The sequence below is a fragment of the Polaromonas sp. DSP2-3-2b2 genome, from assembly GCF_049895905.1.
Lineage (GTDB): Bacteria > Pseudomonadota > Gammaproteobacteria > Burkholderiales > Burkholderiaceae_C > Polaromonas.
This window is the reverse complement of record NZ_JAFCTH010000006.1, coordinates 39,455-64,800: the sequence shown is the minus strand read 5'-3', so window position 1 is coordinate 64,800 and position 25,346 is coordinate 39,455. Positions and strand designations below refer to the sequence as shown.

Below are 25,346 nucleotides of genomic sequence, written 5' to 3'. Positions count from 1 at the left end.
ATCGCGCTGTCGCGGCTTGCTGGCGCGATCTCAAATGAATAGCAGCTCACGCATACCAGCCGGGCGCTACGTGCCAATAGTGCTTATAAAACTGGTGGTTCACCCGCTGCTGGTCGGCGCCGTGGGGCTGGGCGCCATCGCGCTGGGCCTGCCGCTGGAGCGTTTTACCTTGACCGTGCTGGCATTCTTCAGCTTTTCGGCGGCGGTGAGTTGGCTGGTGTCAAGGGAAAGCGGTATTTTTGCTACTGAATCAATAGCTGCTTGCGCCCGCCAGTATGGCGCTAGAGGCCTATTTGATGCTAAAAAAGCGTTCGCTGGCTGAACATGGCCCCTAGCGCAGCAACTCCAGCAGCGTGCGGGCTACCACCTTTGTCGCCCGGCGCAGGTCTTGCAGCACCAGGTGCTCGTCGGCGCGCTTGGCGTTGCTTTCAAACACCGTGCGCGGCCCGGCGCCGTAAATCGCGGCCGGAATGCCGGCCGCAGCAAACAGCCGCACATCGGTGTACAGCGGCGTGCCCGAGGTGGGAATCGGCTCGCCAAACACCGCTTCGCCGTGCTGTTGCAGCGCCTGCACCAGCGCCGCGTTGCGGTTGTCGGGCTTCCAGGCGTCGGCCATCAGCAGGCGTTTGATCTCGACCGTGATGCCGGGCATGGACGCGGCGGCGTCAAGCATCACGCGGCGCACCTCGGCCTCGACCTCCACCGGGTTTTCCTCGGGAATCATGCGGCGGTCCAGCTTGAACACCACCTTGCCGGGCACGACGTTGGTGTTGGTGCCGCCCTCAATGCGGCCGACGTTGAGGTAAGGGTGCGTGATGCCCTCGACCTGCGAGGTGATGGATTGATAAAGCGGGTTCTGCCGGTACAGCGCCGTGAGGATGGCATTGGCGCCCTGCAGCGCGTCGATGCCGGTGTCGGGAATCGCCGCATGCGCCATCTTGCCGTGAACCGTGACTTCCATTTGCAGGCAGCCGTTGTGCGCGGTGATGACCTGGTAGCTGAAGCCGGCGGCAATCAAAAGGTCGGGCCGGCTGAGCTTGTGTTGAAGCAGCCAGCCGGGGCCGAGTTCGCCGCCGAATTCCTCGTCGTAGGTGAACAGCAGCTCGATGCCGCCCTGAAGCTGCAGGCCCAAGGCTTCGAGCGCGCGGACGGCGAAGGTGTAGGTGGCGAAGTCGCTTTTGCTGACCGCCGAGGCGCGGCCGTAGAGCTTGCCATCGACGATCTCGGCGCCGTAGGGGTCGTGCGTCCAGCCGTCGCCCGGCGGCACCACGTCGCCATGGGCATTCAGGGCAATCGTCGGGCCTTCACCATATTGGCGGCGAACGACCAGGTTGGTCAGCGATTCCAGGCCGTAGTCCTTCACAGCCTGGGCCGGGACCGGGAACTTTTCCACCTCAAAACCGAAAGCTTCCAGCAGCGCGGCGGTGCGCTCGGCGTGCGGCGCATTGTTGCCCGGCGGCGTGTCGGTGGGCACGCGCACCAGCTGCTGCAGGAATTGCACTTCCTCGTCGAAATGGTCGTCGATCCAGGTGTCGAGGGCAGCGTTGTGATTCTCAAGAGTCATGGATTTTCCGTGGCAAGTGGGTCAAGCAGGTTCTGGAAAGCGCGCACGCACAGATCGGCATCGTCGCTGGTGATGGCTTCGAGCGGGTTGTGGCTGATGCCGGCATTGAGCCCGCGCACGAAGAGCATCGCCTGCGGCATGATTTCGTGCAGTTTCATCGCGTCGTGGCCGGCCCCGCTGGGCATGCGGTGAACCGGCAAGCCGAGCGATGCGACCGCGACTTCCCAGCGTCGCTGCCATTCGGTTGCGCTGGGCGCGGCGGCGGCGCGCATGGTTTCTTCGAGCTTGTAGTGCAGGCCGCGCCGCTCGCAGATTCGCTGCAGTTCAGCGAGTACATCGCCGGTGCAGGCGTCGCGCACGTCGTCGGTGGTGGCGCGCATGTCCAGGCTGAATTTGCAGCGCCCGGGCACCACATTGATGGAGCCGTTGGGAACTTCCAGCTGACCCATGGTGGCGACCAGATCAGGCACGCTGCTGCCGCGTTTTTCGAGATAAAGGGCGAGTTCGGCTGCCGCCGTGGCCGCATCGCGGCGCCGGCCCATCGGCGTGGTGCCGGCGTGGCTGGCCATGCCGATGATTTCACCCAGGAAACGCACGCCGCCATTGATCGAGGTGACGACGCCCAGCGGCAGATCGGCCTCGTTGAGCACCGGCCCTTGCTCGATGTGGACCTCGACAAAGCCGAGGTATGTCGCGGGGTCCCGCTTCAGTTTCGAAATATCGTCAATCGACAGGCCGGCGTGCGCCATGGCGTCCTGCATCGTGATGCCGTCGGCGTCCTGCTGCTCCAGCCAGGCCGGATCAAAATGGCCGGTCAGCGCGCCCGAGCCGAGGAAGGTCGCCTTGTAGCGCTGGCCTTCTTCCTCGGAAAAACCGACCACCTCGATGCCAAACGGCAGCCGCCGGCCCTGGCGGTGCAGCTCGCGCACGCAGGCCATGGGCACGAGGATGCCCAGGCGGCCGTCGTACTTGCCGCCGTTGCGCACCGTGTCGTAGTGCGAGCCGGTCAGCAGCCGCCTGGCCTGCGGGTCGCTGCCGTGGTAAATGCCGACGACATTGCCCACGGCGTCGATTTTCACGTCGTCAAAGCCGCAGTCGTTCCGCATCCAGCCCTCCAGCTGGCGGGCGCAGGCGCGGTGCGCATCAAGCAGGTAGGTCACGGTCAGTTCGCCGCGCTCGGCATAGCCCGGATCGCTGTGGGAGCTAAGCTGTTCGGCCCAGTCCCAGACCTGGTTGCCCAGCGCCGGAACATGGCCGAACTTGTCATTGAGCCGGATCTCCGCGATGCGGTGGATGTTGCGCAGCGACTCGGCCAGTTCGAAGTCGGGGTGGTTGTCCAGGCGGCGGGCGAAGGTGTCGATGATCTCGGTCCTGGGCAGCCCCAGACCGCGCGGGCCGCGCACCGCCAGGATGAACGGAAAACCGAACTTGGCGTTGTAGTCGGTATTGAGCTGCTGGATGCGGGCGAATTCTTCGGGCGTGCAGCCGGTCAGGCCGGCCTTGCCTTGCTCGTTCGTCGATTCAGCCGTCAGCGTCTGGCTGACCATGGCCTTGCCGGCGAGTTCCGGGTGGGCGCGGATCAGGGCCAGCTGCGCTGTCCGGTCGGCATTGCGCACCACCTCGGCCAGCGCCAGCTTGAGCTGGGCCAGGCTTTTAAAGGGCCGCTGCGCCCAGGCTTGAGCGGCAATCCACGGCGAATGTTCGTAGGTGCCGTCCAGCCATTGCGTGAATTCGGCCTGCGAGGCGGCGTTGAGCTGGTTCAGGTTGATCATTTGGAAGCGGGCCAGACGAAGGCCGTCTCAAGGTTGAAGGGATGCGCCGCTTTCCAGTGGCGCGCAATGTCGATGCGCCGCGTCACCCAGACGCGGTCGTGCTGCTCGATATGGTCCAGGAAGCGCTGCAGCGCGCGCAGGCGGCCGGGGCGACCCAGGATGCGGCAGTGCATGCCGATGCTCAGCATCGCCGGCCGTTCCTCGCCCTCGGCATACAGCACGTCGAAGCTGTCGCGCAGGTAGGTGAAAAAATCGTCACCCTGCGAAAAGCCCTGCGGCAGCGCAAAGCGCATGTCGTTGGTGTCCAGCGTGTAGGGAACGACCAGTTGCGGCGCCAGCGAGCCGTCGGTTTTCTCGACATTCAGCCAGAACGGCAGGTCGTCGCCGTAGTAGTCGCTGTCGTATTCGAAGCCGCCGTAATCGGCCACCAGCCGGCGCGTGTTCGGGCTGTCGCGGCCGGTGTACCAGCCCAGCGGCCGCTCGCCGGTCAGGCGCTCAATCGCTGCCACGCCTAGCGCCATGTGTTCGCGCTCGGTGGCCTCGTCAATCCCTTGGTAGTTGATCCAGCGCCAGCCGTGGCAGGCAATTTCATGCCCGAGTTCCCGGAACGCCGCTGTCACCTCGGGGCAGCGCTCCAGCGCCATGCCGACGCCGAAGATGGTTAGCGGCAGGCAGCGCTTTTCAAACTCGCGCAGCAGCCGCCACACCCCGGCGCGCGCGCCGTAGTCGTAGATGCCTTCCATGCTCAGGTGGCGCTCGGCGTAGGCGGGCGGATTAGCCATCTCGGACAAAAACTGCTCGCTGCCGGCATCGCCATGCAGCACCGAGTTCTCGCCGCCTTCCTCGTAGTTCAGCACGAACTGCACCGCAATGCGGGCGCGGCCGGGCCAGTTGGCGTAGGGCGGGTTGCGGCCGTAGCCGGCCAGGTCGCGCGGATAGTGGGAGGGCATGGGGCGTCACTGATTTTCAAAAAAGGTCATGAAGGGGACGGCGGGAACGGTTTATGCATGAGGGGCACAGACTGTCGCTACAGTAGCATCGTAAAACACCAGCCGGCGGCCCGGGATGGCCCGACAAGGCAGTAAGCACAAAGCAGGCCGGAGCGGCCTGCTCAACCAACGGAAAGTTTTTTCATGGGCCACCTCAGCACCCACGTTCTCGACACCATGCACGGCTGCCCGGCGGCCGGCATGAAAGTCACGCTGCAGCGCATCGACGGCGCCCAGATCGCAACGCTCAAGGAAGTTGTCCTGAACCAGGATGGGCGCAGCGACGGTGGGCCGCTGCTCGATGCGGCCAGCATGGCGGCAGGCCGCTACCGGCTGCTGTTCGAGGTCGGCGCGTATTTCCGGGCGCGGGGCGTGGCGCTGCCCGAGCCGGCCTTCATCGACGCCGTGCCGGTCGATTTCGGCATGGCCGATGCCGAAGGCCACTACCATGTGCCGCTGCTCGTCAGCCCGTGGACCTACTCGACCTACCGCGGCTCATGATGAGCGCTTACCTGCCCTATGCCCTGGAGTGGGCCAATTTACTGCTGCGCTGGGCGCATGTCATCACCGCGATTGCGTGGATTGGTTCGTCGTTCTACTTTGTTTTTCTCGACAGCAGCCTGACCAAGCCGGTGGACCCCGAGCTGGTCGGCAAGGGCGTCGATGGCGAGTTGTGGGCGGTGCACGGCGGCGGTTTTTATCATCCGCAAAAATACATGGTCGCGCCCAAACAGATGCCGGAAAACCTGCACTGGTTCTACTGGGAGGCCTACTCGACCTGGCTGACCGGCTTTGCCCTGTTCACCGTGCTCTACCTGTTCAATGCCGCGACCTTCCTGGTGGACAAAAGCGTTTACGACTGGTCGGGCGGCGCGGCGATTGGCGCGGCGCTGGGCTTTCTGGTGGCGGGCTGGTTGGTGTACGACACGATTTGCCGCGCTTTTGGCCAGAAGAAAAACGGTGACCTGATCGTCGGCGCGGGCCTGCTGGCGTTTGTCGTTTTTGCCAGCTGGCTGGCCTGCCAGCTGTTTGCCGGGCGCGCCGCCTTCCTGCTGGTCGGCGCCATGCTGGCCACCACCATGAGCGCCAATGTGTTCGTCTGGATCATCCCCGGCCAGCGCAAGGTGGTGGCGCAGCTCAAGGCCGGCCAGCCGGTCGATCCGGTCCATGGCTGGCGCGCCAAGCAGCGCAGCGTGCACAACACCTATTTCACGCTGCCGGTGCTGATTGCGATGCTGTCGAACCACTACGGCTGGCTGTATTCGGGCCCGTCGAACTGGGCGGTGCTGGTGCTGCTGATGCTGGCCGGTGCGCTGATCCGCCACAGTTTCGTGGCGCGTCACAAGGCGGGCGTGCAAGGCAAGCGCGCGCCCTGGGAGCATGCGGTCATCGGCACCGTGCTGATGCTTGGCGTGGCCATCTGGCTGGCGCCGCCGCCGCCTTCGGCCGCTGCCATGACCGCCGCTGGCAAGCCGGTGAATTTTGCCGAAGTCAAGTCCGTGATCGACCAGCGCTGCGCCCTGTGCCACAACGCCCAGGTGCAAAACAAGGGCATTGCCCTGAACACGCCCGAACTGCTCAAGCAGCATGCCCAGGCGGTTTACCAGCAGTCCGTCGTGCTCAGGCTGATGCCCATGAACAATGCCACGCAGATCACCGAGGACGAACGCGCTTTACTCAAACGCTGGTTTGAAGCCGGCGCACTGACGAACTGAAACCTGCGCCGGACTGGTCGACGCCCGGGCTCGCCGCCGCCCGCGCATGGTGTTTGGCGATTCGCCAGAGCGCGTTTGTTTTGACCAAGCAACGAATTTTTAGCATCAAATATGCCTTTTGCGAACGGCTGGTATGCGCAAGCAGCTATAAATTCAGTAGTAAAAACTGCTGGGTCCCTGAATGCAATGATGGGCCGTCAGGGTAAATTCGTTGTGTTTGGATGCTACGAATTAAATAGCGGCTTGCGCCCGTCCACTATGCGTAAGTGACCTTTTTCTCTTAAATTTTTATAATTTCTGACGTTTCCGATTTGATCGCTGCGTTGTTTGGCTTTGGCTTGGCGGGTTCTTCTGTGGTTTTAGGGGTGAGCGCCTTCCCGGCGGGGGGTAACTTTCTTTTCGGGCAAAAAAGAAAGTCACCAAAGAAAGTTGCCTTTGGGGTCGGGAGCGGGTTAGAGCTGAGCGCTCTGACGGGCCATCGCTGCGCTGGGCCCTGGGTTCTTTGATCGGCAGCCAGTAGCCAATGCCTGTGACTGGCTGGTTCGACCGCTCGTTCGCCAACAGCTTCACGCTCTGCTTGATCTGCTTGATCTGCTTGATCTGCTTGGCTGGCTTGCGCTGCGCTGTCGGCTGCTGACTTGCCGGCTGTGCCATTTCTTCTTCCTCGCCCTCTGGATGCGCACTTGTGGATCAGTGGCTGTGGAACCACGATTCTTGGGCCGGCTGTCAGTGCGGCGCCGGCGCCTCGCCCCACATGCGGCGCCACAGCCAAGGCAGCGCCGTGGCCAGGTCGGGCCGCTGGCTTTGCAGCATCGGCGCGAGCGCCTGCCCGGCCAATGCGGCAGGCGGTCCAAGATTGAAATGAAAGGTGTAGGCCGGTTCCTGGCCCATGCGCAGGTCCGTCACAAACAGGTGGCCGCCAGACTTCGACAGTCGGTAAAAGCCGTGGCTGAAGGCCGCGATACGGGCGACGGACGGCTCGTGGCCGTGCCGGTCCATGAGCGCTGCGCCCCGGTCGTGCGCGCTCCAGCGGATGCGCGGGGAGTCGTCGAGCAGCGAATAATGCCCTTCCAGGTATTGCGTGGGCGTGGTCGCCACCAGCCGCCAGAGCAGCGTGTTGAACGGCGCGGGCGTGACCAGCAGCCCGCTCGTGGCAATGCCTTGCGCCGCAAGCGAGGTGCGCGCGACCTGCGTTGCCTGCTGCTGCGCGCCGACGCTCCAGCCCAGGTAGAGCGTGCTCAGCACCAGGCCGGCGGCGTTCCAGCGCAGGCCGCGCTGGCTCTTGATCCTCAGCGCCGCCACCACGCCCGCAATCAGTGGCACGGTATAGAGCGGGTCGATGATGAAGATGCTGCCCACGGCAAAAGGATGGTCGCTGAACGGCTGGAGCAGTTGCGTGCCGTACACCGTCAGGGCGTCGAGCAGCGGATGCGTGACAAGCGCCAGCCACAGCGCCAGCCACCAGCGCCGCAGCAGCGCCGGCTCGCCGTGCAGCCGGCTCACGCCCCAGGCCAGCAGCGGCGCCGCCAGCGTCACATACAGCAGTGAATGGCTTTCGGCCCGGTGGCGCGTCATGTTCAAAATGGCGTTGCCGTGGTTGATGAAGGCATCCAGGTCGGGCAGTGTGCCGGCCACAGCGCCCCAGAGCGCGGCCTTCCAGACGGCGGTGCGCCGGCCCATGACGGCCACGGTGACGGCCGAGCCGAGCGCGATTTGCGTCAGTGAATCCATGGCGGGCAGCTTAACGCCCGGCGCCCGGCCAGAGCGGCGGCCCGCAAAATGGGCTGGCGCCGGGGCGGGGTTTCAGGCCTGCACGACGATGGGAAAGCGCGCCCGCAGGCCGTCGGCGCTGGCCGCGAACGGCACGGTGAGCGCGGCGCGGCCTGGCGCGTTCAGCCGCTGCCAGAGAAAGTCGCGTTCATTGCCCGGATCACCCGCCACGTAGAGCTGGGTGGTCAGCAGTTCGCGCCGCCCCAGCCGCACCTTGACATGGATGTGCGGCGTGCGCCCGCCGTAGGGCGCCGGCCGCAGCGTGCGAAAGCGGTAGCGTCCGTCGCTGCCCACGGTCACGCGGCCAAAGCCCTGGAAAGCCGGGTCGGCCTGGCCGCCGTCGCCCGGGTGGTGGTAGTGGCCCGCCTGGTCGCACTGCCAGATTTCCACCACAGCGCCCGACACCGGCTTGCCTGCCGTGTCTGCTACCGTGCCTTCGACCCAGGCCGGCTGGCCGCGCACGTAGCTGGCGTTGCCGCTGCGCAGCAGGTCAAAGTCGCTGTCGGCGGGCAGGGCCAGCGGGTAGAACGGCCCTTCGGTCTGGCTGGGCGTCGGCTGGAGCGGGCGGGCCTGCGCCCGCGCCGGGCCGAAGCCGGCGGGCGCCATCGCTGCGGCCAGAACGGCGGCGCCAGTGACAAGCAAGGTTCGGCGCTGGCCTGGCGGGCAGGCATCGCGCGTGTCGATGGGGCTGGGCATGACGGTCTCCCTTCGTTGGCCAAATCCGCAATTTAACCGCCCGTGCCCGGTCTGGCCAGCCAATGGGCTTGCCAGAATCAGGGGTTCTTTGCCGGACACGCGCAAGCTTGTGGAAAGGGTTGCGCGCGATGATTGTGGTCCACAATACTGCTTGCCGAATCCGCTGCCAGCCCGCAAGCCATTTGAGCCGTGCCGGTGCATCCGGAGATTCCGCCAGAACGCAACCAAGGAGAGCGCGTGAGTATTGCAGGCAGCGAACTGAATCCTCAGTCAGGCACGGTCCGGGAGCCCGCTGGCGGCCCGCCTGTGGTGGGCGCTTCACACCCCGACAACGCGGCGTTTCGCCTGCTGGCCGATGCCTTGCCGCAGATCGTCTGGATGATGCAGCCTGACGGCCTGCACACCTTCTTCAACCAGCGCTGGCTTGACTATTCCGGCGCGTCGCTGCAGGGCAGCCTGGCACACGGCTGGAGCCGGTTCATCCATCCCGATGACCGCGCGCGGGTTGCCGCGCAATGGACTCAGGCGCGCGCCAGCAACGAAGCCTGCGAGGTGGAGTGCCGGCTGCGCCGCGCCGACGGCCTCTACCGCTGGATGCTGGGCCGCACCGTCCCGCAGCGCGATGCGGCAGGCCGCCTCGTTGGCTGGGTGGGCACGCTGACCGATATTGACGAACTCAAGCAGCGCGCCGAGCTGCTGGACAAAAACCTCTACATGGGCCGGATTGCCGGCAGGGTGGCGCGCCTGGGCGGCTGGACGATCGACCTGCCCGAGCGCACGCTGACCTGGTCGGACGAGAACTGCCTGATCCACGATGTCGCGCCGGGCTACACGCCCACGCTGGACGAGGGCATCGGCTACTTTTTCCCCGAGCATCGGCCGCTGGTGGCCCGCCATGTGCAAGATTGCGCCGAAAACGGCGTTCCCTACGAATTTGTGCTGCCCAAGCACACGGCCAAGGGGCGGCGCATCTGGGTGCGTTCCATCGGCGAGGCGGTGCGCGATGCCAGCGGAAAAATCGTTCGCCTCCAGGGCGCGTTCCAGGACATTTCGGAGCAAAAGGAGGCGGAGAACCGCACGCTGGCGCTGGAGGCTCAGCTCACCGCCACGCTGGAAAGCATCACCGACGGCTTTTGCCTGATCGACAAGGACTGGAAGTTCACCTTTGTCAACGGCCAGGCCGAGCGCATGCTTCAGCGCCGGCGCGAAGAGGTTCTGGGGAAAATCTTGTGGCAGGCGTTTCCCGAGTCCCTGGGCACGCGCATGGAGCGCGAATGCCGCCTGGCCCTCCACGAGCAGCGCACGACACGGTTTGAAGTTTTTTACCCGCCGCTGAACCTGTGCATTCATTTTCATGTCTACCCCACGGAAGATGGGCTGGCGGTTTACTTTCAGGACATCACCCAGCGGCGCGAAGAACAGGCGCAACTGCGGCTGCTGCAGACGGCGGTGTCGCGCCTGAACGACATCGTCATCATCACCGAAGCCGTAGCCCTGGAACAAGGCGGCCCGCGCATCGTTTTCGTGAACGATGCCTTCGAGCGCCAGACCGGCTACAGCCGCGCCGAAGCGCTGGGCCACACCTTCCGGCTTCTTTGGGGGCCCAACACCCAGCGGCCTGAGCTGGACCGGATTCGCGCCGCCATGGCCAGGTGGGAGCCGGTGCGCGCGGAAATTGTGATCTACACCAAGGACGGCAGGCAGCGCTGGCTGGAAACAGACATAGCGCCCATCGCCGACAGGTCCGGCAAGTTCACCCATTGGGTGGCGGTCGAGCGCGACATCACCGAGCGCCGGCAGCAGCAGCAGGAAATCCTCAGCCTGAACACCGGTCTCGAAGCGCGGGTGCTGCTGCGTACCTTTGAGCTTGAGATAGCGAACCGGGAACTGGAATCGTTTGCCTATTCGGTGTCGCATGACCTGCGCTCGCCCCTGAACACCATTCATGCCTTCAGTCAGCTGGTGGTGAAAATCGATGGTGACCAGGTGAGCGCGAAAGGCAAGCATTACCTGAACCGCATCGGGGTCAGCGTCAAGTTCATGGGCGATCTGATTGAAGGCCTGCTGACCCTTGCCCAGGTGACGCGCAAGCAGATCGAGTCAGAGCCTGTCGATCTTTCGGAAATTGCCAGGCGCATAGGACACGACCACCGGGAGCGCGAGCCGGAGCGCCAGGCAGAGTTGCAGATCCAGGACGGCCTGAGCGCGCGGGGGGACGCCCGCCTGTTGTCGCTCCTCCTGAAAAACCTCCTGGACAATGCCTGGAAGTTCACGTCCCGGGAGCCGCTGGCGCGCATTCAGGTCGGCAGCGAGCCGGATGCTGACGGCAACACCGTCTTTTATGTCAGGGACAACGGCGCGGGATTCGACATGGCTTTTGCCCCCAAGCTGTTTGGTACCTTCGAGCGCCTGCATTCGCCGGAGGAGTTTTCGGGAACCGGCATCGGGCTGGCCACCGTCAGGCGCGTCATCGACCGCCACGCAGGCCGCGTGTGGGCCGAAAGCCTGCCAAACCAGGGGGCTTCGTTCTTTTTTACGCTGGGCCGCAAAGGTGGACCGCCCGTGTAAAGGATGCCGTGCGACACGCATTTTGCCGCTGCGTTTGCCTGGCCTTCGATTCTTCACCAGCTTGCGCCAGATCATCCTGGGTGGTCCATTTATTCCTGTAGCTGAAAGTCAGTTGTCGCCTGCGCAAAGCAGTGAACCGTGAAACTCAACAGGAGTGAGCATCGTGAAAGGACGCATCGTCCTGTTTTTCAGCCTGGTCTGGCTTTTGCTGGCGACCGGCGTTCCTGCCGGAGCCCAGGCGCAGGACACGCAGTGGAACGCCCTCAACGCCCAGGTTCGAGAACTTTATCGCCAGGGGCACTGCGAGCGCGCGTTGTTGCTGGCCGAGCAGGCGCTGGAATTCGCTGAAAAAAATGACGGGCCCGACCATTTTTTCGTGAGCACCAGCCTGAACCACCTGGCAGCGCTGCACAGCATCCTGAGCGCCCGTGCGCTGGCAATTCGCGAAAAGGTCTATGGCCCCGATCATCCGCTGGCGGCCATCAGCCTGGACCATCTTGCGACGCTTTACGAAATCCAGGAACAGCACGAAAAGGCCGAGCTGCTTTACCAGCGCGCCCTCGGCATCCTGGAAAAATCAGCCCGGCCGAATCTTCCCCTGCTGGCCTCGGTACTCACGAATCTGGCGGCGCTCTACCGGCTGACCGGCAGGGACGCGCAGGCGCAGGACCTGGAAGAACGGGCCGGATCACTCGGGTCCACGGGTCGATAGACGACGCTCGAACCCGCCCGCCAGCGCATGCGGGGCTGTCGGCGATGTGATCGCTGAAAAGGGCTTGAGAGCGCTCTTCAAGTGGTCATCGGGTGCGGCGATCCATCGTCCTGTACGTCCGGCTGTTCAACCAATTCGCCCGCCGGGGGGGCGATGTCGGACACCAGCGTGATGTTTTCGTGCCTGGCCACCATTTCCAGCCCGCGTTCAAAAAGCGCGCGGGCAGAGCCTGAAATGGCATGCAGGTAAGCATGCAGATGCGCGTCTTCCTCGTTTTTGTTCAGGCACTCCTGGCTGTATTGCTCAAAGCTCACCAGCTGCGCGATCAGTTCGGCGACATGCCTGGGGCACTCGCACAGCATGTCGGTTGAAATACCCGCCACGCGCGACAGCGTGTCATCGGAGTATTTGCGCGGCGGGATCAGCGAATCGGCATGAACCCCGCCCACGCTCTTGGCCGTATCGACCAGCAGTGCCGAACTGATCAGGTCTGACAATTCGTAGTCTGAAACCGGCTCGCGCCGAACCAGAATGCCCGCTGCCCGCATCGCTGCCACGACCGCTTCCTGCGCAAAGCCGTACACCACCACCGTATGCACCACCCCCTGCTTCAGGACCAGCGCCTGGATTGCGCTGCGAATGCTGTCTTGCAGGGTGTTGACCCGGACCAGCAGGATCTGGGGCTTTTCCTGGAAATCGGCGGTGCATGCCTGCGCCAGGTCAGAAAAACGGTCGGTCACCCGCAAGGTAGCGCCCAGAAACTGGCGGGTGAATTTTTTCGAGCCGATGCGGTCCGCGATGCCGGCGCCAATCACCGCCAGCGAGGCCGTGCCGGCAGCCTGCTTTTGTGCCGCCGGCGGGCGCGTCAAGGTCTCTTGTGGCTCAAGCATCTCCTCCAGTGCCGCCGCCTGCAGCGGTGCCATCGCGCTGATGGCATGCCCTTGCCGGCTGAGTTGCTTCAGCAGGTCTGCCTTGTGCACATCCTCCTGGCTGTAGAGCCGGTGCTTTCCAGCGGTTTTCGAGGGGGAAAAGGCATGGTGCCTGACTTCCCATATCCGAAGGGTGGAAACGGGGATGCCTGTCATTTTTGCAACCGCTCCGATGCGAAAAAGCGTGTCGATCAGTGCGGGGTCATTTTGAGTAGTTTTTTGCATAGCTGTTTGAGTAGATTTAACCGTTTATAACTTAAAAATTTGATTTGTTTCGACTTTTATCTGCTGAATTGTTTTAATTGTGTAGATTTGGCGTTAAGCTACGCATCAATATCTACTCAAAAAACTGAAGGCCAATCATGTTGATCCCAAAAAGAACGCGGGTTGCAGTCGAGTCGCTGGTGTACATCGCCGCAAAAGGAGCCCGCCAGCCGATTCCTGCCCGGGAAGTGGCGCAGGCGCTGAGCGTGTCGCTTGCCGGTCTGGAAAGCATTTTGCGGGTGCTGCGCGAGCACCGCCTCGTCTGCTCCTTCAAGGGACCCGGAGGCGGTTACCAGGTGGAAGGCGACCTGAAAAACTTCACCGTTCTGGATGTGGTGAAATTTTTTGAGGCATCGCCGCCCAAGCCGCGCAGCGGATCCGCAGGCGACGATTTTGCCGTTGACTTCCACGAAGCCTGCAAAAAGGCCTTCAATTCAGAAAACCTGCATGATCTGGTGAGCGCCGCAGCCTCCAGCGACCTTGCGCTTCCCGTGGTCAAGCCACGCTTTGGCCTCAGGCCGCTGCCGTCTCCAGTCTTCCCGCGCGGGCCGAACTCGGTGTTCCAGTTGCATTCCTGCGATTCGGTCCTGCGCAAGAGCGCGGCCTGAGGGGGGCGGTTTCCTGTCGGCGCGCACGGCGAGCCGCCGCAGGGCGCGGCGCCGCATCGCACAGTCCCCCGCTTGATTGATTTCTCTTTTCCCAAAGGACTCGGCCCATGCTGACGCATCTCAGCGACCTGATCGTCGCAGCTAACGTAGGCATCATGCTGTTTTTTACGGTGGCCGTGGCGCCCACCATTTTTGTCGTACTGCCCCAGGAATGGGCAAGCGCCTATGTGCGCTCGTTTTTCCCAAAATACTATCTGTTTCTCGGCTTGAGCACGGCCGTCGCTGCAGCGCTGGCCGGTGCGCTCCTGGTGCAGGGCAGCCTGGTGGCGGTGGCGCTGGTGTTTTTCCTGAGCCGTTTCTGGCTGACGCCGCAGGTGAACCGGGCACGCGACAACCACCAGGGCCGCCTGTTCAAACAGCTGCACACCCTGAGCGTGACGCTCAACGTGCTGCAACTGGCCGTGTTTGTCTGGATTCTGGTCAAAAGCCTGGGCGCGGCATGAACCTGCCCACCACGCCCGAAAGCGTTCAAGCGCCTGCTTGCGAATCGCTCACCGTGCTGTTCGACGGCGCCTGCCCGCTGTGCCGGCGCGAGGTCGGCGTCTACCAGGCGCTCGAACCGGCGCAGCCGGTGGCCTGGCTGGACGTCAGCGAGGCATCGGCCGCGCTCACGCCTGAGGACCGCGCCCGTTACCTGGCGCGTTTTCATGTTCGCCGGCAAGACGGGTCGCTGCTCAGCGGCGCGGCCGCGTTCGTGGCGCTCTGGCGGGTGATGCCGGGGTGGCGCTGGCTGGCGCGTTTCGCCATGCTGCCCGGTGTCACACCGGTGCTTGAGCAGCTCTACCGTGGATTCCTGCGCGTTCGGCCCGGTATCCAGCGGCTGGTGCGGGCAGGCGACACCTCGCATCTGCCCTCTGGCCTGGTGGCGGACCTGCGCTCTGATCATGCCGGCGAAACCGGCGCGGTCTGGATTTACCGGGGCATGCTTTGCGTGACGAGCGATGAAATCGTGCGGGCGTTTGCCAAGAGCCATTTGCACACCGAGTTGCAGCACCTCCAGAAAATGTCAGCCCTGCTGCCGCCGCTGCGCCGCAGCTGGCTGCTTGTCGCCTGGCGCATCGCCGGTTTTGCCACGGGCGCCCTGCCGGCCCTCTGTGGGCGCCGGGCGGTGTTTGCCACCATTGCCGCCGTGGAATCGTTTGTTGTGCAGCACTACGCGCATCAAATTGACGCACTCGCGGGGCAGGCCGGGCATGCAGCGCTGCGGCAGATCCTGATCGACTGCCAGCGCGACGAAGCGGCCCATCGCGACGAAGCCCAGGCGCATCTCGCGCGTCCCCCCGGCGCACTGCTGGCGGGCTGGTGCACGGCAGTCGGCCGGGGCTCGGCGCTGGCAGTGACACTGGCGCGCGCGGTTTGAAATTGACGCGGCCACTGATTCCGTTTCTAAATCAATCCGAGATTAGACGCGAAGCTGCAGACAGTGCTGCAGCACGGCAACGCAAAGCAACGACATATCGGATTGATTTAGAAACGGAATGGCATGACCCGAAGAAACTCGCCCAATGACTTCAAAATGGCCGAAGACCTGAGCCGGCTGTCGGAAATCGTGGTCGACAAACGCAACGGCAAGCGCGCCGATGCCAAGGCCGGACGCCGCAACCGCCACTATGAAAAGCAGTTTCTGGCCAATGCCGTCAAGACCGGGCTGTGCCGGCAAACCAGCGAATAGCGCAGCGCAGGCAAGCGCAGGGGCTGGCCTCAAATCGCGATCGGATCAACGTCAATCGCCCAGCGCACCAGGCTTTTGAATTCCGCCTGCCGGCGCGTTTCAAACAGCACCGGCTGCCAGGCGGCCAGAAAGCCCTGCAGCGCCTTGCGCGACGCGCTTTCGACCAGCATCTGGGCGCGCTCGACATCGGCCACGCGCTGGATCGTCATCGGAACGGCCGGGTAGGGCGTGACGTGTTCATGGCCGGGCAGTTGCTGCAGCTGCGCGGCATGGGCAGCGGCGTTCAAGAAGCCCTGGGCGACGTCCTGGGTCTTGGCGTCGGCCCGGATGAGCGCTGAAAAGCCGAAGGGCGCCAAGCCGGCCGCTTGCCGCTCAGCCAGTTCCCGGGTGGCAAAGGCCGGGTAGTCGTGCCGCTTCAGGGCTTCAAACAGCGGGTGATCGGGGTGGAAGGTCTGCACCCACATTTCGCTGGCGGCGCTGTGCCTGGCATCGCGGCCGGCGCGGCCCGCGGCCTGCATCAACAGGCTGAACAATCGCTCGGGCGCGCGAAAGTCGCTGGAAAACAGCGCGCCGTCGGGGTTCACCGCCGCCACCAGCGTGATGTGGCGAAAGTCGTGGCCCTTGGCGATCATCTGCGTGCCGACCAGCACATCGACCTCACCGGCGTGCACGCGGGCCAGCTGCGATTCGAGCGCGCCCTTGAGCCGCGTGCTGTCGGCGTCGATGCGGGCAATGCGCACCGGGTCGCCGTCGGGCCGCCGCACGTTCGCCAGCAATTCGGCCAAGTGCTCCTCCAGCCGCTCGGTGCCGCGCCCGACCGGGGCGATGTCCACGTTGCCGCAACTCGGGCAGGCGCGCGGCACGCGCTCGGTGAAGCCGCAGTGGTGGCAGCGCAGCGTGCGGTCGATCTTGTGGAACACGCGGTAGGCGCTGCAGTGCGGACAGTCGCTTTTCCAGTCGCAGTCCAGGCAGGCCAGCACCGGCGCATAGCCGCGCCGGTTCAAAAAAATCATCGACTGCTCGCCGCGCGCCACGCGCTCGCCAATGGCCGCCAGCAGCGGCGGGGCGATGACGCAGTGCCGGGGTTGGTGGTTCATGTCCACCCGCCGGACTGTGGGCAACTGCCCGGCAGCGAGGCTGGACCCCTCTTCAGCCAAGTTCCGGCCGCGGGGCTGGCTTTGCCAGACCGCAGGCGGGGCGGCCCCCTCGGGGCTGCAGGCTGCGGCTCCAAGTCCGCCTGCGCGGGCTTGGACAGCCTGCAGATGCGCCGCCTCTGGCGGCGTGGCGCCCTGCAAGGGCAGCGAACCACGCGCAGCGGGGAGCGTGGGGGCACCAATCCTTTCGTCCATGTCCAGCCGCTGGTAGCGGCCTGTGATCGTCGCCTGCCAGCTTTCGAGCGACGGTGTGGCCGAGCCCAGCAGCACGCGGCAGGCGCCGTGCGGATGGCCGCTGTCGCTGGTTTCCAGCCGGGCGCGGTACACCGCCAGGTCGCGCGCCGAATAGCGTGCGCCTTCCTGCTGCTTGTAGCTCGGATCGTGTTCTTCATCGACCACCAAGAGGCGCAGGTTCGGCATTGACGCGAACACCGCCATGCGCGTGCCCAGCACCAGCCGCGCCTGGCCTGAGTGCGCGGCCAGCCAGCCCTTGAGCCGCTGGGCAGGTGTCAGGCCGCTGTGCATCGGCACGACGCGGTCCCGGCCCAGGTGGGCAAAGCGCGCTTCAAATCTAGCCTGCAGTTGCGGCGTGAGGTTGATCTCGGGCACCATCACCAGCACCTGCGCCTCGGGGTCTTGCGCCAATACTTTGGCGGCGGCGCGCAGGTACACCTCGGTCTTGCCGCTGCCGGTGGCGCCGAACAACAGCGCGGGCCGCTGCCTTTCGCTGGTTTCAGCATCAAATTGGGCTATTGCGCTTGCTTGCTGTGCACTGAGTGCTATTAATTCAGTAGTATCCGGCGTGCCGTCAGTGATGCTTGCCGGCCGCTTGAGCCGGCGCGCCAGCTGCACGGTCGTGAGGTCGCGCAGCTGCGGCGGCAGGGCGGCCAGCGCCACCTCGCCGAGCGAACGCTGGTAGTAGCCGGCGGTGAAGGCCACCAGCTTGCGCCAGGTGGCGGTCAGCGGCGCGAGTCCGTCCAGCGTGCCGGCAATGTCGCGGATGTTTTCCTCCGGCATGTCGCCGCAATTGGGCAGCACGCCCCAGACCACGCCCAGCACCTCGCGCCGGCCAAACGGAACGCGCACCAAAGTGCCGGCGGCCAGCGGCACGGCGCTGCGGTAGGTCAGCGGTCCGGCGATGGCGCTGTGCGCCGGCGTGGCCACGACTATCTGCAGCCAGTGGCTCATAGCCGACGACCGAAATAACGCACTGCGGCGACAGCCCATCCGTGGCAACCGCTAAGTCCTTGATTTTTCACTGTTTTGGAGTTGTCCAGATTTTCTGTGGATAACTTTGTTGATAGCTTGTTGCAAGAGGCTGCCAAGCCTTGTAAATCAAGGCTTTCCTTAGACTGCCCGGGAAAAAGGCAATTTAAAGTTTCTATATAAATCAACAACTTACGTATGCTATGGGTTTGATAGTACGGTGCCTGGCTGAAGCTGGACCTTAAAAAGCTGTACCACAGGATTTGTGCATAAGTCGGTGGAGCGATGCTATTTTTTTGTGGTAAAGGGCGTTGGGCGCGCCCTTTTTCAGCCCATCCGCAAGCGGCCAAAGGGCTTTCAGGCTTTTTGGGCGCGCAGGCTGCGCGATTGCGCATGCACCGCGCGAACCAGCACTTCGACGTTTTCGGGCGGCGTGAACTGGCTGATGCCGTGGCCCAGGTTGAAGATCTGCGTCGGTCCAGTCTGCGTCAAATCGGTATGCGGCGCGCCGAAGCTGTTCAGCACGGCGGCCACTTCGGCCTCGATTTGCGCCGGGCTGGCAAACAGCACGTTCGGGTCCAGGTTGCCCTGCAGCGCCTTGGCGTTCGGGCCGTTCTCGCCGACCAGCGCGCGGGCCCCGGCCAGGTTCACGGTCCAGTCCAGACCCAGCACTTCGCAGTCGAGCTGCTTCATGGCCTCCAACCACTGGCCGCCGCCTTTGGTGAACACCAGGCGCGGAATGATGACGCCGTTGTGCTCGCGCTTGAGCTGGGCGAGAACCCGGGCGGTATAGGCCAGGCTGAAGGTGTGGAAAGCCGCGTCGGCCAGCACGCCACCCCAGCTGTCGAAAATCATCACCGCCTGCGCGCCGGCTTCGATCTGCGCGTTCAGGTAGAGCGCTACCGCGTCGGCGTTGATCGCCAGGATTTTGTGCATCAGGTCGGGGCGCTGGTACAGCATGGTCTTGACCAGGCGGTAGTCGCTTGATCCTGCGCCTTCGACCATATAGCAGGCCAGCGTCCAGGGGCTGCCCGAAAAGCCGATCAGCGGCACGCGGCCATTGAGCGCCTTGCGGATCGACGTGACGGCGTCGAACACGTAGCGCAGCTTGTTCATGTCGGGCACTTCGAGCTTCGCCACTGCCGCTTCGTCGCGGATGGGCGTGGCGAACTTCGGGCCTTCGCCGAGCGCAAACGACAGGCCCAGGCCCATCGCGTCGGGCACGGTCAGGATGTCGCTGAACAAAATGGCGGCGTCCAGCGGAAAGCGCTCCAGCGGCTGCAGCGTGACCTCGGTCGCGTAGTCGGTGTTGGTCGCCAGCCCCATGAAGCTGCCGGCCTGGGCGCGCGTGGCCTTGTATTCGGGCAGGTAGCGGCCGGCCTGGCGCATCAGCCAGACGGGGGTGTGGGGGGTCGCCTGACGCAGGCAGGCACGCAGAAAGGTGTCGTTTTGAAGGGGTGCGAACATGGGGTGAATTGTCTCAGGTGTCGGGGTTGATGGGGGTGGCTGAGCGGCCGTTTAGGATTTACGATGGCGCGGTGGATTGGTTCTTGTCCAAAAAGGAAACTGTCATGCACATCAGTGATCAGGAGTATTTTCGCAGCTGCATCGCCCGGGAGCGCCAACTGGCGCAGCTGCTTGGCTACCAGCACATCGAGGAATGCTATGAAAGCGCCGGGACGCTCTGGGCGGGCAACCAGGCACTGCCGAAGTGGACGCGCGACTGGCGCGCCTGCGGACCGCTGATGACCGAGCACGGCCTGGCCATCAGCTACGAGCACGGGCCGGGGCCGGGCGGCCTGGTGCACATCGGCAGCACCACCGTGCATTTTGCCGACCACCCGACGCGCGACCGGGCGGTGATGTACGGCATCGTCAAGGAGCTGGTCTTTCTGCTGGAGCACGGCAAGGTCGCCAAGCACCTCCCAGGCTTCGTAGACGTAGCAACGTAGCCACGGCAGAACCGATGCGAAGGCCGGCATTTCCATGGAAATGGCTGGCTAACCACCGTGCTGTCGATGCAGAGGTTTTTCAGTTCTGCCTTGCATGAGGCAAAAGTCAGACGCTTCTAAGTTTTAGCGCACAACGCTGCGGTCAATTGATTTTTATTCCTGGCACAGACCCCTGTTCAATCGGAAATTCAGGTGAATTTCGCAACAACAGCCAGTTTGTGGAATCCCCCTAGCTGTCAAAGCGACTTTGTCGTACCGCGCGCGCGCTTCACCGAGTCAAAAATTCGGAGGAAATTTCTTAATTGAAACGACTGCTGAAATTACCGCAGAAAGGCCTCCGTGACTACAAATTTTCCCATGCGAAAGCCTGGCTGGCGCGCCGCGTTGGCAAGTGTGCTGGCCGCCTTTTGGCTGACCGCCTGTGGTGGGGGCGACTCTGCGCCTGCAACCACCGCGCTGGCAACTTCCTCCTCCTCGGCACAGGCTGCCGCGCAACTGCCGGTCGCAGGACAGTCACCGACGGCTGCTCCTGCACAGACGCCTGCTCCAGCGCAAACACAAGTTCAGCAGCCGGCGACAGCGCCCGGCAGCACGGAATTCAGGGTCAACACGACAGTGCTGGGGATAGATCAAAATTCCAGCATCGCCCGGCTAAAAAGTGGCGGCCACGTGGTTGCATGGATTTCCAATACAGACCTGTTCTCCGGCGTCGTCGTGCCACCGAGCGCGCGGGGCGTGTGCACGCAGCGCTATGGCGGCGATGGCCAAGCGCTCGGCCAGGAAACCTGCATTGCGCCGGACGCGGTGTTCATAAGCAAACCGGCGCTCGCCGCGCTGGACGACGGGGGCTATTTGCTGGTGTGGCCGGTGCGCCAAAGCAATGGCGGCGGCGATGACCACAACCTCCTTGCGCAGCGCTTCGATGCCAATGGCGTTGCGGTTCGCGCTGTGCAGCAGATCAACAGCATCACCTTGAGCAGCTACCTTTTCTCCACTGTTGCCGCGGCAGGTTTAGCCGACGGCGGCTATGTGGTGACATGGGCAGCGCCGCGCACCGCCGATACAAGCCTCGACATCTATGCGCGGCGCTTTGACGCTCAGGGCGTTGCATGCCCGTGCGGACCTGAAAAGCGGGTGAACACCTTTACCGATTCGCTTAACCTGGCCATTCGCACCAGCCCGGCGGTTGCAGCCCTGGCTGATGGAGGCTATCTGGTCACCTGGGTCAGCTCCGGGCAGGGCAGCTTCGCGGGCTCCGCCATCTATGCGCAGCGCTATGGCGCCAACAATTCGCCCATCGGTTCGGAAACCCTGCTCACGCCAGACACTTTTGGCGATCTTCTCGGTGCCAGCTTTCCCGCCGTTTCCGGCCTGGCGGACGGCGGGTATGCCGTGGCTTATGTCCTCGCCCGGAGCGAGATGGTTCCTGTGATCGCGGTTCAGTCTTTCCGCGCCGATGGCGCTGCACTGGCCGCTCCCAGCGTGGTTAATCCTGTGCTCGGGCCGCGGCCCACCTGTACGAGACAAGGAAGCTTTTTCCCATGCCCACGTCCTGTGGAATCTCCAGCGGTCGCCGCACTCGACGATGGCGGATTCGTGGTTGCCTGGTCCGAGGGGTCGAGTCCTGGTCCTGTTCCTGCCTTGTTCGTCACCGAGTCCCAGGCCCGACGCTACGGCGCTGACGGTGCGCCCGCTGGCGCCCCAGGCAGGGTCGCAGCAAGCGGTGTCCAGCCTGCCGTGAGTGGGACATCGCTGGGCGGATTCGTGCTGGTGACTTCCCAGGTGCGTCCTGGCGGTGGCACCACCAACGGAATTTATGCGCGTTATTTCGACGCTCAAGCCCTTCGCGGCAGCGCGGCGCCTTGATCCAGGCGCTTTGCTTGGCTCAGGCGTTGATGGCGCTTGGCGGCCCGGCCGCCATTGCTTCATTATTGATAGCTTGAAACGACCGCTGCCATTGCGCAAGAGCGCTTAAACGCTTGCAGTCGCGTCCGGATGCCTGAGCAGCAGGCGTTCCAGCGCATTGAGCGTGTCGTAGGACTCTGCAAAGTCGGCAAACAGCGCGGCATTGTCGGGCGCAGCCGCCTGGCCGTGCCAGCCGGCGCGAAACTGGTCAAAGATTTCAGCAAAACTTTTCTGCCCGTCGATCAGGCCCAGGATTTTGGCGCCGTACTTTCCCGGATTGACCATCAACGACACGCCCGAATGCTGGTGCGTGAGCCGGAAGGGCTGGCCCTTGCTGCTGCCAAAGACCTGCGCCGCGATTTCGCCGGTCAGCGGCTCGTGATAGAAAAATGGAATGTAGGCCGCATCGCCATACGGCGCGGTGCAGGCCGCGTCCCGCGTCAGGTAAAGCGAATGGGTGATGAGGTTGCCGATCATCAGCTCGGCCATCTCGTACTGCCGGCGCAGCGGCAGCTGGCGCAACTCGGTGGCCATGGCGGGCGGCTTGCTGCCCAGCACCATGTGCGGCAGATACGGCGAGCGGCCGCGCTGCACGTCGCTGAAGCTCAGGTGTTTGCCGTGCTGCTCGCTTAGCCAGTCGAACAGCTCGCCCACGCTGTAGGAGCGGTCCTGTGAATGCAGCAGCAGGTCGTAAATGCCGGCGTCGCCGATCTTGTGGTCGTTGAACAGCGATTCGCTGGCCTTGAACCAGTTGCTGGCCGGCAGGCTGCCGAGCAGGTCGCGGGTGTTGGCGATCTTGCGCGGGTCGTCCAGCTCCTGGCCGGTGCCGCTCTGGTTGACCATGCGCATTAGCGACTGCATCTGGTACACGCCCGTGCGGCCGATCGTGCCATACACCATCAGGCCGATGGCGCCGTCCGGCTTCAGGGCGCTCAGCAGCACCCGCAGGCCCAGGTCGGGGTCGGCCAGGTGGTGCAGCACGCCGCTGCAGTTGATGTAGTCGAACTTGCCCAGGCCGAGCGCCGGCAGGCTCAGCAGCGAGTAATGCACCCAGGTGATGTTGGTCAGGCCGCGAATCTTGGCACGTTCCTGCGCCAGCACGATGCTGGCATGGCTCATGTCGAGGTGGACGATCTCGGCATCCGTGCCGCGCAGCTGCTCAGCCAGAAAGATCGTCGCATCGCCCGTGCCGCCGCCAGCCACCAGCGCCCGAAATCCCTTGCAGAAGGACTGTTTGCCGGCAAAACAGTAGTGGTTGATCATCGGCAGGTCTTCCAGCCACGTCATCATTAGGCGCTGGTGCTCGTCCTGCGGATTGCACGGCGGGTAGGGCATGGCTTCGTACTGGCTCTTGACCTTGGGCAGGTGGTTCTGGGGCATGGGCGTTTTGAATGAGTTGGGGCTGGGAAAGGGCGTATTGTCGGCGCGCTGGCTGTCGGATAGCCGTCATCGTGCCGGACTTTCGCAAGTTTACGGAACTGCCATCTATAGCTTCATCCATGGTGTCCAAGGGCTTGTTCCTTGGAGGTGTTGGCACAGAAAAAGTGATTAAGCTCTGCTATTGGCAATATTAAACTTACAACTTTTGGTCAAGATTTGTCTTGAAACTGCATTGAGGTGATTGCTGGAAATTGCCGGTTTTTTGCTATTTTTAATGTGGCGAACTATTAAATAAGGGGGAACGATAAATGGTATTTTTTTCAGATGAAGTTACTACATTGTGATGATAAACATCATGAATACGTCCGAGCACTCCGAGACCCAGAAAATCGAATTGGCAACAGCCGAAGCTTTCTTTGCTTTGTACAACGCTCAGCATGCCACCACCTACGTAGTAAACCGCGTTGCTGGACCGGAAGAGGTTCCAGACATATTCGCTTCTGATAGCGATGGATGCAAGTTCAATTTGGAAATCACTCTGACCGAGGATCGTCCAAGCAATATTGCCGCGCTCCTTGGTCGAAGTAATAATCTCTCAATTGAAAAACTGAAACAAGAGAATGAAGCAGTTCGCGCAGGCAAAGCACCGGTTCGAATTAATTCTTTACAAGGCAACGCATTGCCAGTCCTGCTTGACCGAATCGGCAAGAAGTTGAATAAGACGTATGGCATTAATACTGCGCTCGTTGTCCGAGATACAAGTTTTTGGGACTGGGAGTTGATTGTTCCGTTAATTCAAGCGCATCTAAACAGCAAGGTGGTTGCGTTTGATCTGGGTATCTGGCTTCTTAACGGGGAAAAAACCGCCATTTTCCAACTATACGCGTCGAAATTGGCAGAATGATGCCCAACTCTGCCATCAGATAGACCGCTAAATAGTTGAGTTTTTATGTTTAGTGGTTGACAGCCGATATCCACCTCACCGCACCGAAAAAAACGTCCACCCACGAAATTCTGCACATAGCTGATCACCGTGCGGCGGTATTTTTCGGTCGCCACTTCGGCCAGCAGGTCGAGCCGGCCGATGACCTTGCCGAATTCGCGCTCAAAGCTCAGGTTGGCTTCAGCGTTCAATTTCAGCAGGCGGGCAATGGTTACAGAGATTTGGTTGTTGTAGCTACAATAACGCTATGGTCATCACCTTCGATCCACTGAAGCGAGACAAAGCTTTGGCAGAGCGAGGCCTGGATTTTGCGGATGCCGAAATGGTTTTTGAGGGAGTCACCCTTGAAATGGAAGACACCCGCAAGGACTATGGCGAGCAGCGAATCATCTGTTTCGGCCTGTTGGCTGGGCGGATGGTCGTCATCGGATACACGCCGCGTGGCGCGGATCGTCACGTCTTCAGCATGAGGAAAGCCAATGAACGCGAAAAAGTCCGCATTGCCCCGCTCCTTGAAATCTGATCTGGCGCGGGTCGATGCGCATGTCGTCAAAGAGGACGAATACGACGATTTGCCCGAACTGGACGATGCCATGCTTGCGCGTGGTCAGGTCAACCGGGGTGGCCGTCCCGTCGCAAGCAATCCGCGCAAGCTACTTTCCATCCGGTTGCCTGCCGATGTGATCGAGCGCTGGAAGGCCACTGGACCGGGCTGGCAGACACGCATGGCTGAACGACTCAGTTCGGTTCAATAAACAATTTGACTTGTCTTTTCATTCCGACGGCCACATGCCACGGGTGAATTTGACGGTAACGCCAGGCATCCCCATCACCGCACCGGCAAAAACGTCCCGCCGACAAAGTTCTGCACATAGCCGATCACCGCGCGGCCGTACTTCTCAGTGACGATTTCGACCAGCTTTGCAATTTGACTTGGCGAATGCCATAAATACAATGTACGTATGATCAAGTTTGAATGGGATGAGCCCAAAACCGCTGCCAATCTCAAAAAGCATCAAATATCTTTTGAAGAAGCCAAGTCAATTTTTTTCGACGAGTTCGGCGTTCAGTTTTTCGATGATGACCATTCATCCGGCGAAGATCGCTTCCTGATGCTTGGCATGAGTTCCAGGGCAAAGCTGCTCATCGTCTGTCATTTCGAACGAGATCACGGTGCAACTGTTCGCATTATCTCGGCACGCAAAGCAACCAAGCGTGAAAGCGCGTTTTATCGAGGTGTACACACATGAAAGCAGAATACGACCTGTCCAAACTTAAGTCCCGCAAAAATCCCTACGCATCCAAGCTCAAGAAGCCCGTCACGATGCGACTGTCAGAAGACGTTGTGCAGTATTTCAAGGGCATGGCTGATGAGGCCGGTGTGCCGTATCAGAGCCTCATCAACCTGTACCTGCGCGACTGTCTTGCCAACAGCCGAAAAGTGCAAATCAATTGGCCCCAATCTGTCTAACCTGACAATCAACACG

Annotated in this window: 27 protein-coding genes; 17 read left to right on the top strand and 10 right to left on the bottom strand. The window is 62.7% G+C overall.

Annotation, left to right across the window (positions count from 1 at the left end; translation table 11 throughout):
• Window positions 1-34: 34 nt before the first annotated feature.
• Window positions 35-322: a hypothetical protein gene (locus tag ACP7AD_RS07250; protein WP_426147876.1), complete on the top strand. Its 288-nt coding sequence runs from the start codon at window positions 35-37 to the stop codon at window positions 320-322.
• 9 nt (window positions 323-331) lie between these two features.
• Here the strand turns inward: ACP7AD_RS07250 and ACP7AD_RS07245 are convergent, their stop codons facing one another.
• From ACP7AD_RS07245 to puuE, 3 genes are read right to left on the bottom strand one after another with little or no spacing between them, the layout of a single operon-like run.
• A complete protein-coding gene (locus ACP7AD_RS07245) occupies window positions 332-1,564 on the bottom strand; it encodes a M20 family metallopeptidase (RefSeq protein ID WP_426147875.1) in 1,233 nt (410 codons plus the stop codon).
• Complete coding sequence (gene uraD, locus ACP7AD_RS07240; RefSeq protein WP_426147874.1) at window positions 1,561-3,336, bottom strand: 2-oxo-4-hydroxy-4-carboxy-5-ureidoimidazoline decarboxylase; 1,776 nt, start codon at window positions 3,334-3,336, stop codon at window positions 1,561-1,563. The genes ACP7AD_RS07245 and uraD overlap by 4 nt, the downstream gene beginning before the upstream one ends.
• On the bottom strand, window positions 3,333-4,286 hold the full coding sequence (puuE, locus tag ACP7AD_RS07235; protein ID WP_426147873.1) for an allantoinase PuuE: 954 nt from the start codon (window positions 4,284-4,286) through the stop codon (window positions 3,333-3,335). Before puuE ends, uraD begins: the two co-directional genes overlap by 4 nt.
• Before the next feature lie 183 nt (window positions 4,287-4,469).
• On the opposite strand from puuE, the gene uraH reads away from it, so the two are divergent.
• Together uraH and ACP7AD_RS07225 are read left to right on the top strand one after the other, a co-directional pair.
• A complete protein-coding gene (gene uraH / locus ACP7AD_RS07230; protein WP_426147872.1) occupies window positions 4,470-4,826 on the top strand; it encodes a hydroxyisourate hydrolase in 357 nt (118 codons plus the stop codon).
• Entirely contained in the window at window positions 4,823-6,040 is a 1,218-nt protein-coding gene (locus tag ACP7AD_RS07225; protein WP_426147871.1) for a urate hydroxylase PuuD, read from the top strand. Before uraH ends, ACP7AD_RS07225 begins: the two co-directional genes overlap by 4 nt.
• 288 nt (window positions 6,041-6,328) lie before the next feature.
• Here the strand turns inward: ACP7AD_RS07225 and ACP7AD_RS07220 are convergent, their stop codons facing one another.
• The 3 genes from ACP7AD_RS07220 to ACP7AD_RS07210 form a co-directional block, all read right to left on the bottom strand.
• Window positions 6,329-6,694, bottom strand: a complete 366-nt coding sequence (locus ACP7AD_RS07220) for a hypothetical protein (protein WP_426147870.1) — start codon at window positions 6,692-6,694, stop codon at window positions 6,329-6,331.
• 72 nt (window positions 6,695-6,766) lie between these two features.
• A complete protein-coding gene (locus ACP7AD_RS07215) occupies window positions 6,767-7,771 on the bottom strand; it encodes a metal-dependent hydrolase (RefSeq protein WP_426147869.1) in 1,005 nt (334 codons plus the stop codon).
• A gap of 72 nt (window positions 7,772-7,843) precedes the next feature.
• On the bottom strand, window positions 7,844-8,416 hold the full coding sequence (locus ACP7AD_RS07210) for an intradiol ring-cleavage dioxygenase (RefSeq protein ID WP_426147904.1): 573 nt from the start codon (window positions 8,414-8,416) through the stop codon (window positions 7,844-7,846).
• A gap of 327 nt (window positions 8,417-8,743) precedes the next feature.
• Between ACP7AD_RS07210 and ACP7AD_RS07205 the strand changes: the two genes are divergently transcribed.
• Both ACP7AD_RS07205 and ACP7AD_RS07200 read left to right on the top strand, forming a co-directional pair.
• The gene (locus tag ACP7AD_RS07205) at window positions 8,744-11,074 is read left to right on the top strand and encodes a PAS domain-containing sensor histidine kinase (protein WP_426147868.1); all 2,331 of its coding nucleotides are present in this window, start codon (window positions 8,744-8,746) and stop codon (window positions 11,072-11,074) included.
• Between the two features lie 163 nt (window positions 11,075-11,237).
• Window positions 11,238-11,786, top strand: a complete 549-nt coding sequence (locus ACP7AD_RS07200; RefSeq protein ID WP_426147867.1) for a tetratricopeptide repeat protein — start codon at window positions 11,238-11,240, stop codon at window positions 11,784-11,786.
• 77 nt (window positions 11,787-11,863) lie between these two features.
• On the opposite strand, the gene ACP7AD_RS07195 is transcribed toward ACP7AD_RS07200, so the two are convergent.
• Window positions 11,864-12,940 (bottom strand): MerR family transcriptional regulator, encoded by a 1,077-nt coding sequence (locus tag ACP7AD_RS07195; RefSeq protein ID WP_426147866.1) that lies wholly within the window; start codon window positions 12,938-12,940, stop codon window positions 11,864-11,866.
• 137 nt (window positions 12,941-13,077) lie between these two features.
• Here ACP7AD_RS07195 and ACP7AD_RS07190 point away from each other — a divergent pair, with 137 nt between their 5' ends.
• The 4 genes from ACP7AD_RS07190 to ACP7AD_RS07175 all read left to right on the top strand — a co-directional run bounded on the left by ACP7AD_RS07190 (window position 13,078) and on the right by ACP7AD_RS07175 (window position 15,319).
• The gene (locus tag ACP7AD_RS07190) at window positions 13,078-13,587 is read left to right on the top strand and encodes an Rrf2 family transcriptional regulator (protein WP_426147865.1); all 510 of its coding nucleotides are present in this window, start codon (window positions 13,078-13,080) and stop codon (window positions 13,585-13,587) included.
• Window positions 13,588-13,694: 107 nt separating this feature from the next.
• A complete protein-coding gene (locus ACP7AD_RS07185; protein ID WP_426147864.1) occupies window positions 13,695-14,090 on the top strand; it encodes a DUF4149 domain-containing protein in 396 nt (131 codons plus the stop codon).
• A complete protein-coding gene (locus ACP7AD_RS07180; protein ID WP_426147863.1) occupies window positions 14,087-15,007 on the top strand; it encodes a demethoxyubiquinone hydroxylase family protein in 921 nt (306 codons plus the stop codon). The genes ACP7AD_RS07185 and ACP7AD_RS07180 overlap by 4 nt, the downstream gene beginning before the upstream one ends.
• Before the next feature lie 123 nt (window positions 15,008-15,130).
• The gene (locus ACP7AD_RS07175) at window positions 15,131-15,319 is read left to right on the top strand and encodes a hypothetical protein (protein WP_426147862.1); all 189 of its coding nucleotides are present in this window, start codon (window positions 15,131-15,133) and stop codon (window positions 15,317-15,319) included.
• A 29-nt stretch (window positions 15,320-15,348) separates the two neighbouring features.
• On the opposite strand, the gene priA is transcribed toward ACP7AD_RS07175, so the two are convergent.
• Window positions 15,349-17,661, bottom strand: coding sequence for a replication restart helicase PriA (gene priA / locus ACP7AD_RS07170; RefSeq protein ID WP_426147861.1), 2,313 nt, complete (start codon window positions 17,659-17,661; stop codon window positions 15,349-15,351).
• Between the two features lie 375 nt (window positions 17,662-18,036).
• Entirely contained in the window at window positions 18,037-19,146 is a 1,110-nt protein-coding gene (gene hemE / locus ACP7AD_RS07165) for a uroporphyrinogen decarboxylase (RefSeq protein WP_426147860.1), read from the bottom strand.
• A gap of 104 nt (window positions 19,147-19,250) precedes the next feature.
• Between hemE and ACP7AD_RS07160 the strand changes: the two genes are divergently transcribed.
• Window positions 19,251-19,631, top strand: a complete 381-nt coding sequence (locus ACP7AD_RS07160; RefSeq protein ID WP_426147859.1) for an aminoacyl-tRNA synthetase — start codon at window positions 19,251-19,253, stop codon at window positions 19,629-19,631.
• A 357-nt stretch (window positions 19,632-19,988) separates the two neighbouring features.
• Window positions 19,989-21,497, top strand: coding sequence for a hypothetical protein (locus ACP7AD_RS07155; protein WP_426166057.1), 1,509 nt, complete (start codon window positions 19,989-19,991; stop codon window positions 21,495-21,497).
• Window positions 21,498-21,602: 105 nt separating this feature from the next.
• Here ACP7AD_RS07155 and ACP7AD_RS07150 read toward each other — a convergent pair whose 3' ends face one another.
• Window positions 21,603-22,916, bottom strand: a complete 1,314-nt coding sequence (locus ACP7AD_RS07150; RefSeq protein ID WP_426147857.1) for a class I SAM-dependent methyltransferase — start codon at window positions 22,914-22,916, stop codon at window positions 21,603-21,605.
• 355 nt (window positions 22,917-23,271) lie between these two features.
• Between ACP7AD_RS07150 and ACP7AD_RS07145 the strand changes: the two genes are divergently transcribed.
• From ACP7AD_RS07145 to ACP7AD_RS07120, 6 genes are all read left to right on the top strand, one after another.
• A complete protein-coding gene (locus tag ACP7AD_RS07145) occupies window positions 23,272-23,820 on the top strand; it encodes a hypothetical protein (protein WP_426147909.1) in 549 nt (182 codons plus the stop codon).
• Window positions 23,821-23,876: 56 nt separating this feature from the next.
• A complete protein-coding gene (locus ACP7AD_RS07140) occupies window positions 23,877-24,131 on the top strand; it encodes a hypothetical protein (RefSeq protein WP_426147908.1) in 255 nt (84 codons plus the stop codon).
• Window positions 24,107-24,382 carry a BrnT family toxin gene (locus ACP7AD_RS07135; RefSeq protein ID WP_426147856.1) on the top strand — a complete coding sequence of 92 codons (276 nt, stop codon included), beginning with the start codon at window positions 24,107-24,109 and terminating at the stop codon, window positions 24,380-24,382. Before ACP7AD_RS07140 ends, ACP7AD_RS07135 begins: the two co-directional genes overlap by 25 nt.
• Window positions 24,372-24,614, top strand: a complete 243-nt coding sequence (locus tag ACP7AD_RS07130; RefSeq protein ID WP_426147855.1) for a BrnA antitoxin family protein — start codon at window positions 24,372-24,374, stop codon at window positions 24,612-24,614. The genes ACP7AD_RS07135 and ACP7AD_RS07130 overlap by 11 nt, the downstream gene beginning before the upstream one ends.
• Before the next feature lie 207 nt (window positions 24,615-24,821).
• Window positions 24,822-25,109 (top strand): BrnT family toxin, encoded by a 288-nt coding sequence (locus tag ACP7AD_RS07125; RefSeq protein ID WP_426147854.1) that lies wholly within the window; start codon window positions 24,822-24,824, stop codon window positions 25,107-25,109.
• On the top strand, window positions 25,106-25,330 hold the full coding sequence (locus ACP7AD_RS07120) for a BrnA antitoxin family protein (protein ID WP_426147853.1): 225 nt from the start codon (window positions 25,106-25,108) through the stop codon (window positions 25,328-25,330). Before ACP7AD_RS07125 ends, ACP7AD_RS07120 begins: the two co-directional genes overlap by 4 nt.
• Window positions 25,331-25,346 lie beyond the last annotated feature (16 nt).

Excerpts from the sequence above, each read along its gene's own strand:
- ACP7AD_RS07250 (WP_426147876.1), top strand. The coding sequence starts at position 35 with ATGAATAGCAGCTCACGCATACCAGCCGGGCGCTACGTGCCAATAGTG.
- ACP7AD_RS07245 (WP_426147875.1), bottom strand. The coding sequence starts at position 1,564 with ATGACTCTTGAGAATCACAACGCTGCCCTCGACACCTGGATCGACGAC.
- uraD (WP_426147874.1), bottom strand. The coding sequence starts at position 3,336 with ATGATCAACCTGAACCAGCTCAACGCCGCCTCGCAGGCCGAATTCACG.
- puuE (WP_426147873.1), bottom strand. The coding sequence starts at position 4,286 with ATGCCCTCCCACTATCCGCGCGACCTGGCCGGCTACGGCCGCAACCCG.
- uraH (WP_426147872.1), top strand. The coding sequence starts at position 4,470 with ATGGGCCACCTCAGCACCCACGTTCTCGACACCATGCACGGCTGCCCG.
- ACP7AD_RS07225 (WP_426147871.1), top strand. The coding sequence starts at position 4,823 with ATGATGAGCGCTTACCTGCCCTATGCCCTGGAGTGGGCCAATTTACTG.
- ACP7AD_RS07220 (WP_426147870.1), bottom strand. The coding sequence starts at position 6,694 with ATGGCACAGCCGGCAAGTCAGCAGCCGACAGCGCAGCGCAAGCCAGCC.
- ACP7AD_RS07215 (WP_426147869.1), bottom strand. The coding sequence starts at position 7,771 with ATGGATTCACTGACGCAAATCGCGCTCGGCTCGGCCGTCACCGTGGCC.
- ACP7AD_RS07210 (WP_426147904.1), bottom strand. The coding sequence starts at position 8,416 with ATGGCGCCCGCCGGCTTCGGCCCGGCGCGGGCGCAGGCCCGCCCGCTC.
- ACP7AD_RS07195 (WP_426147866.1), bottom strand. The coding sequence starts at position 12,940 with ATGCAAAAAACTACTCAAAATGACCCCGCACTGATCGACACGCTTTTT.
- ACP7AD_RS07190 (WP_426147865.1), top strand. The coding sequence starts at position 13,078 with ATGTTGATCCCAAAAAGAACGCGGGTTGCAGTCGAGTCGCTGGTGTAC.
- ACP7AD_RS07185 (WP_426147864.1), top strand. The coding sequence starts at position 13,695 with ATGCTGACGCATCTCAGCGACCTGATCGTCGCAGCTAACGTAGGCATC.
- ACP7AD_RS07180 (WP_426147863.1), top strand. The coding sequence starts at position 14,087 with ATGAACCTGCCCACCACGCCCGAAAGCGTTCAAGCGCCTGCTTGCGAA.
- ACP7AD_RS07175 (WP_426147862.1), top strand. The coding sequence starts at position 15,131 with ATGACCCGAAGAAACTCGCCCAATGACTTCAAAATGGCCGAAGACCTG.
- priA (WP_426147861.1), bottom strand. The coding sequence starts at position 17,661 with ATGAGCCACTGGCTGCAGATAGTCGTGGCCACGCCGGCGCACAGCGCC.
- hemE (WP_426147860.1), bottom strand. The coding sequence starts at position 19,146 with ATGTTCGCACCCCTTCAAAACGACACCTTTCTGCGTGCCTGCCTGCGT.
- ACP7AD_RS07160 (WP_426147859.1), top strand. The coding sequence starts at position 19,251 with ATGCACATCAGTGATCAGGAGTATTTTCGCAGCTGCATCGCCCGGGAG.
- ACP7AD_RS07155 (WP_426166057.1), top strand. The coding sequence starts at position 19,989 with ATGCGAAAGCCTGGCTGGCGCGCCGCGTTGGCAAGTGTGCTGGCCGCC.
- ACP7AD_RS07150 (WP_426147857.1), bottom strand. The coding sequence starts at position 22,916 with ATGCCCCAGAACCACCTGCCCAAGGTCAAGAGCCAGTACGAAGCCATG.
- ACP7AD_RS07145 (WP_426147909.1), top strand. The coding sequence starts at position 23,272 with ATGAATACGTCCGAGCACTCCGAGACCCAGAAAATCGAATTGGCAACA.
- ACP7AD_RS07135 (WP_426147856.1), top strand. The coding sequence starts at position 24,107 with ATGGTCATCACCTTCGATCCACTGAAGCGAGACAAAGCTTTGGCAGAG.
- ACP7AD_RS07125 (WP_426147854.1), top strand. The coding sequence starts at position 24,822 with ATGATCAAGTTTGAATGGGATGAGCCCAAAACCGCTGCCAATCTCAAA.
- ACP7AD_RS07120 (WP_426147853.1), top strand. The coding sequence starts at position 25,106 with ATGAAAGCAGAATACGACCTGTCCAAACTTAAGTCCCGCAAAAATCCC.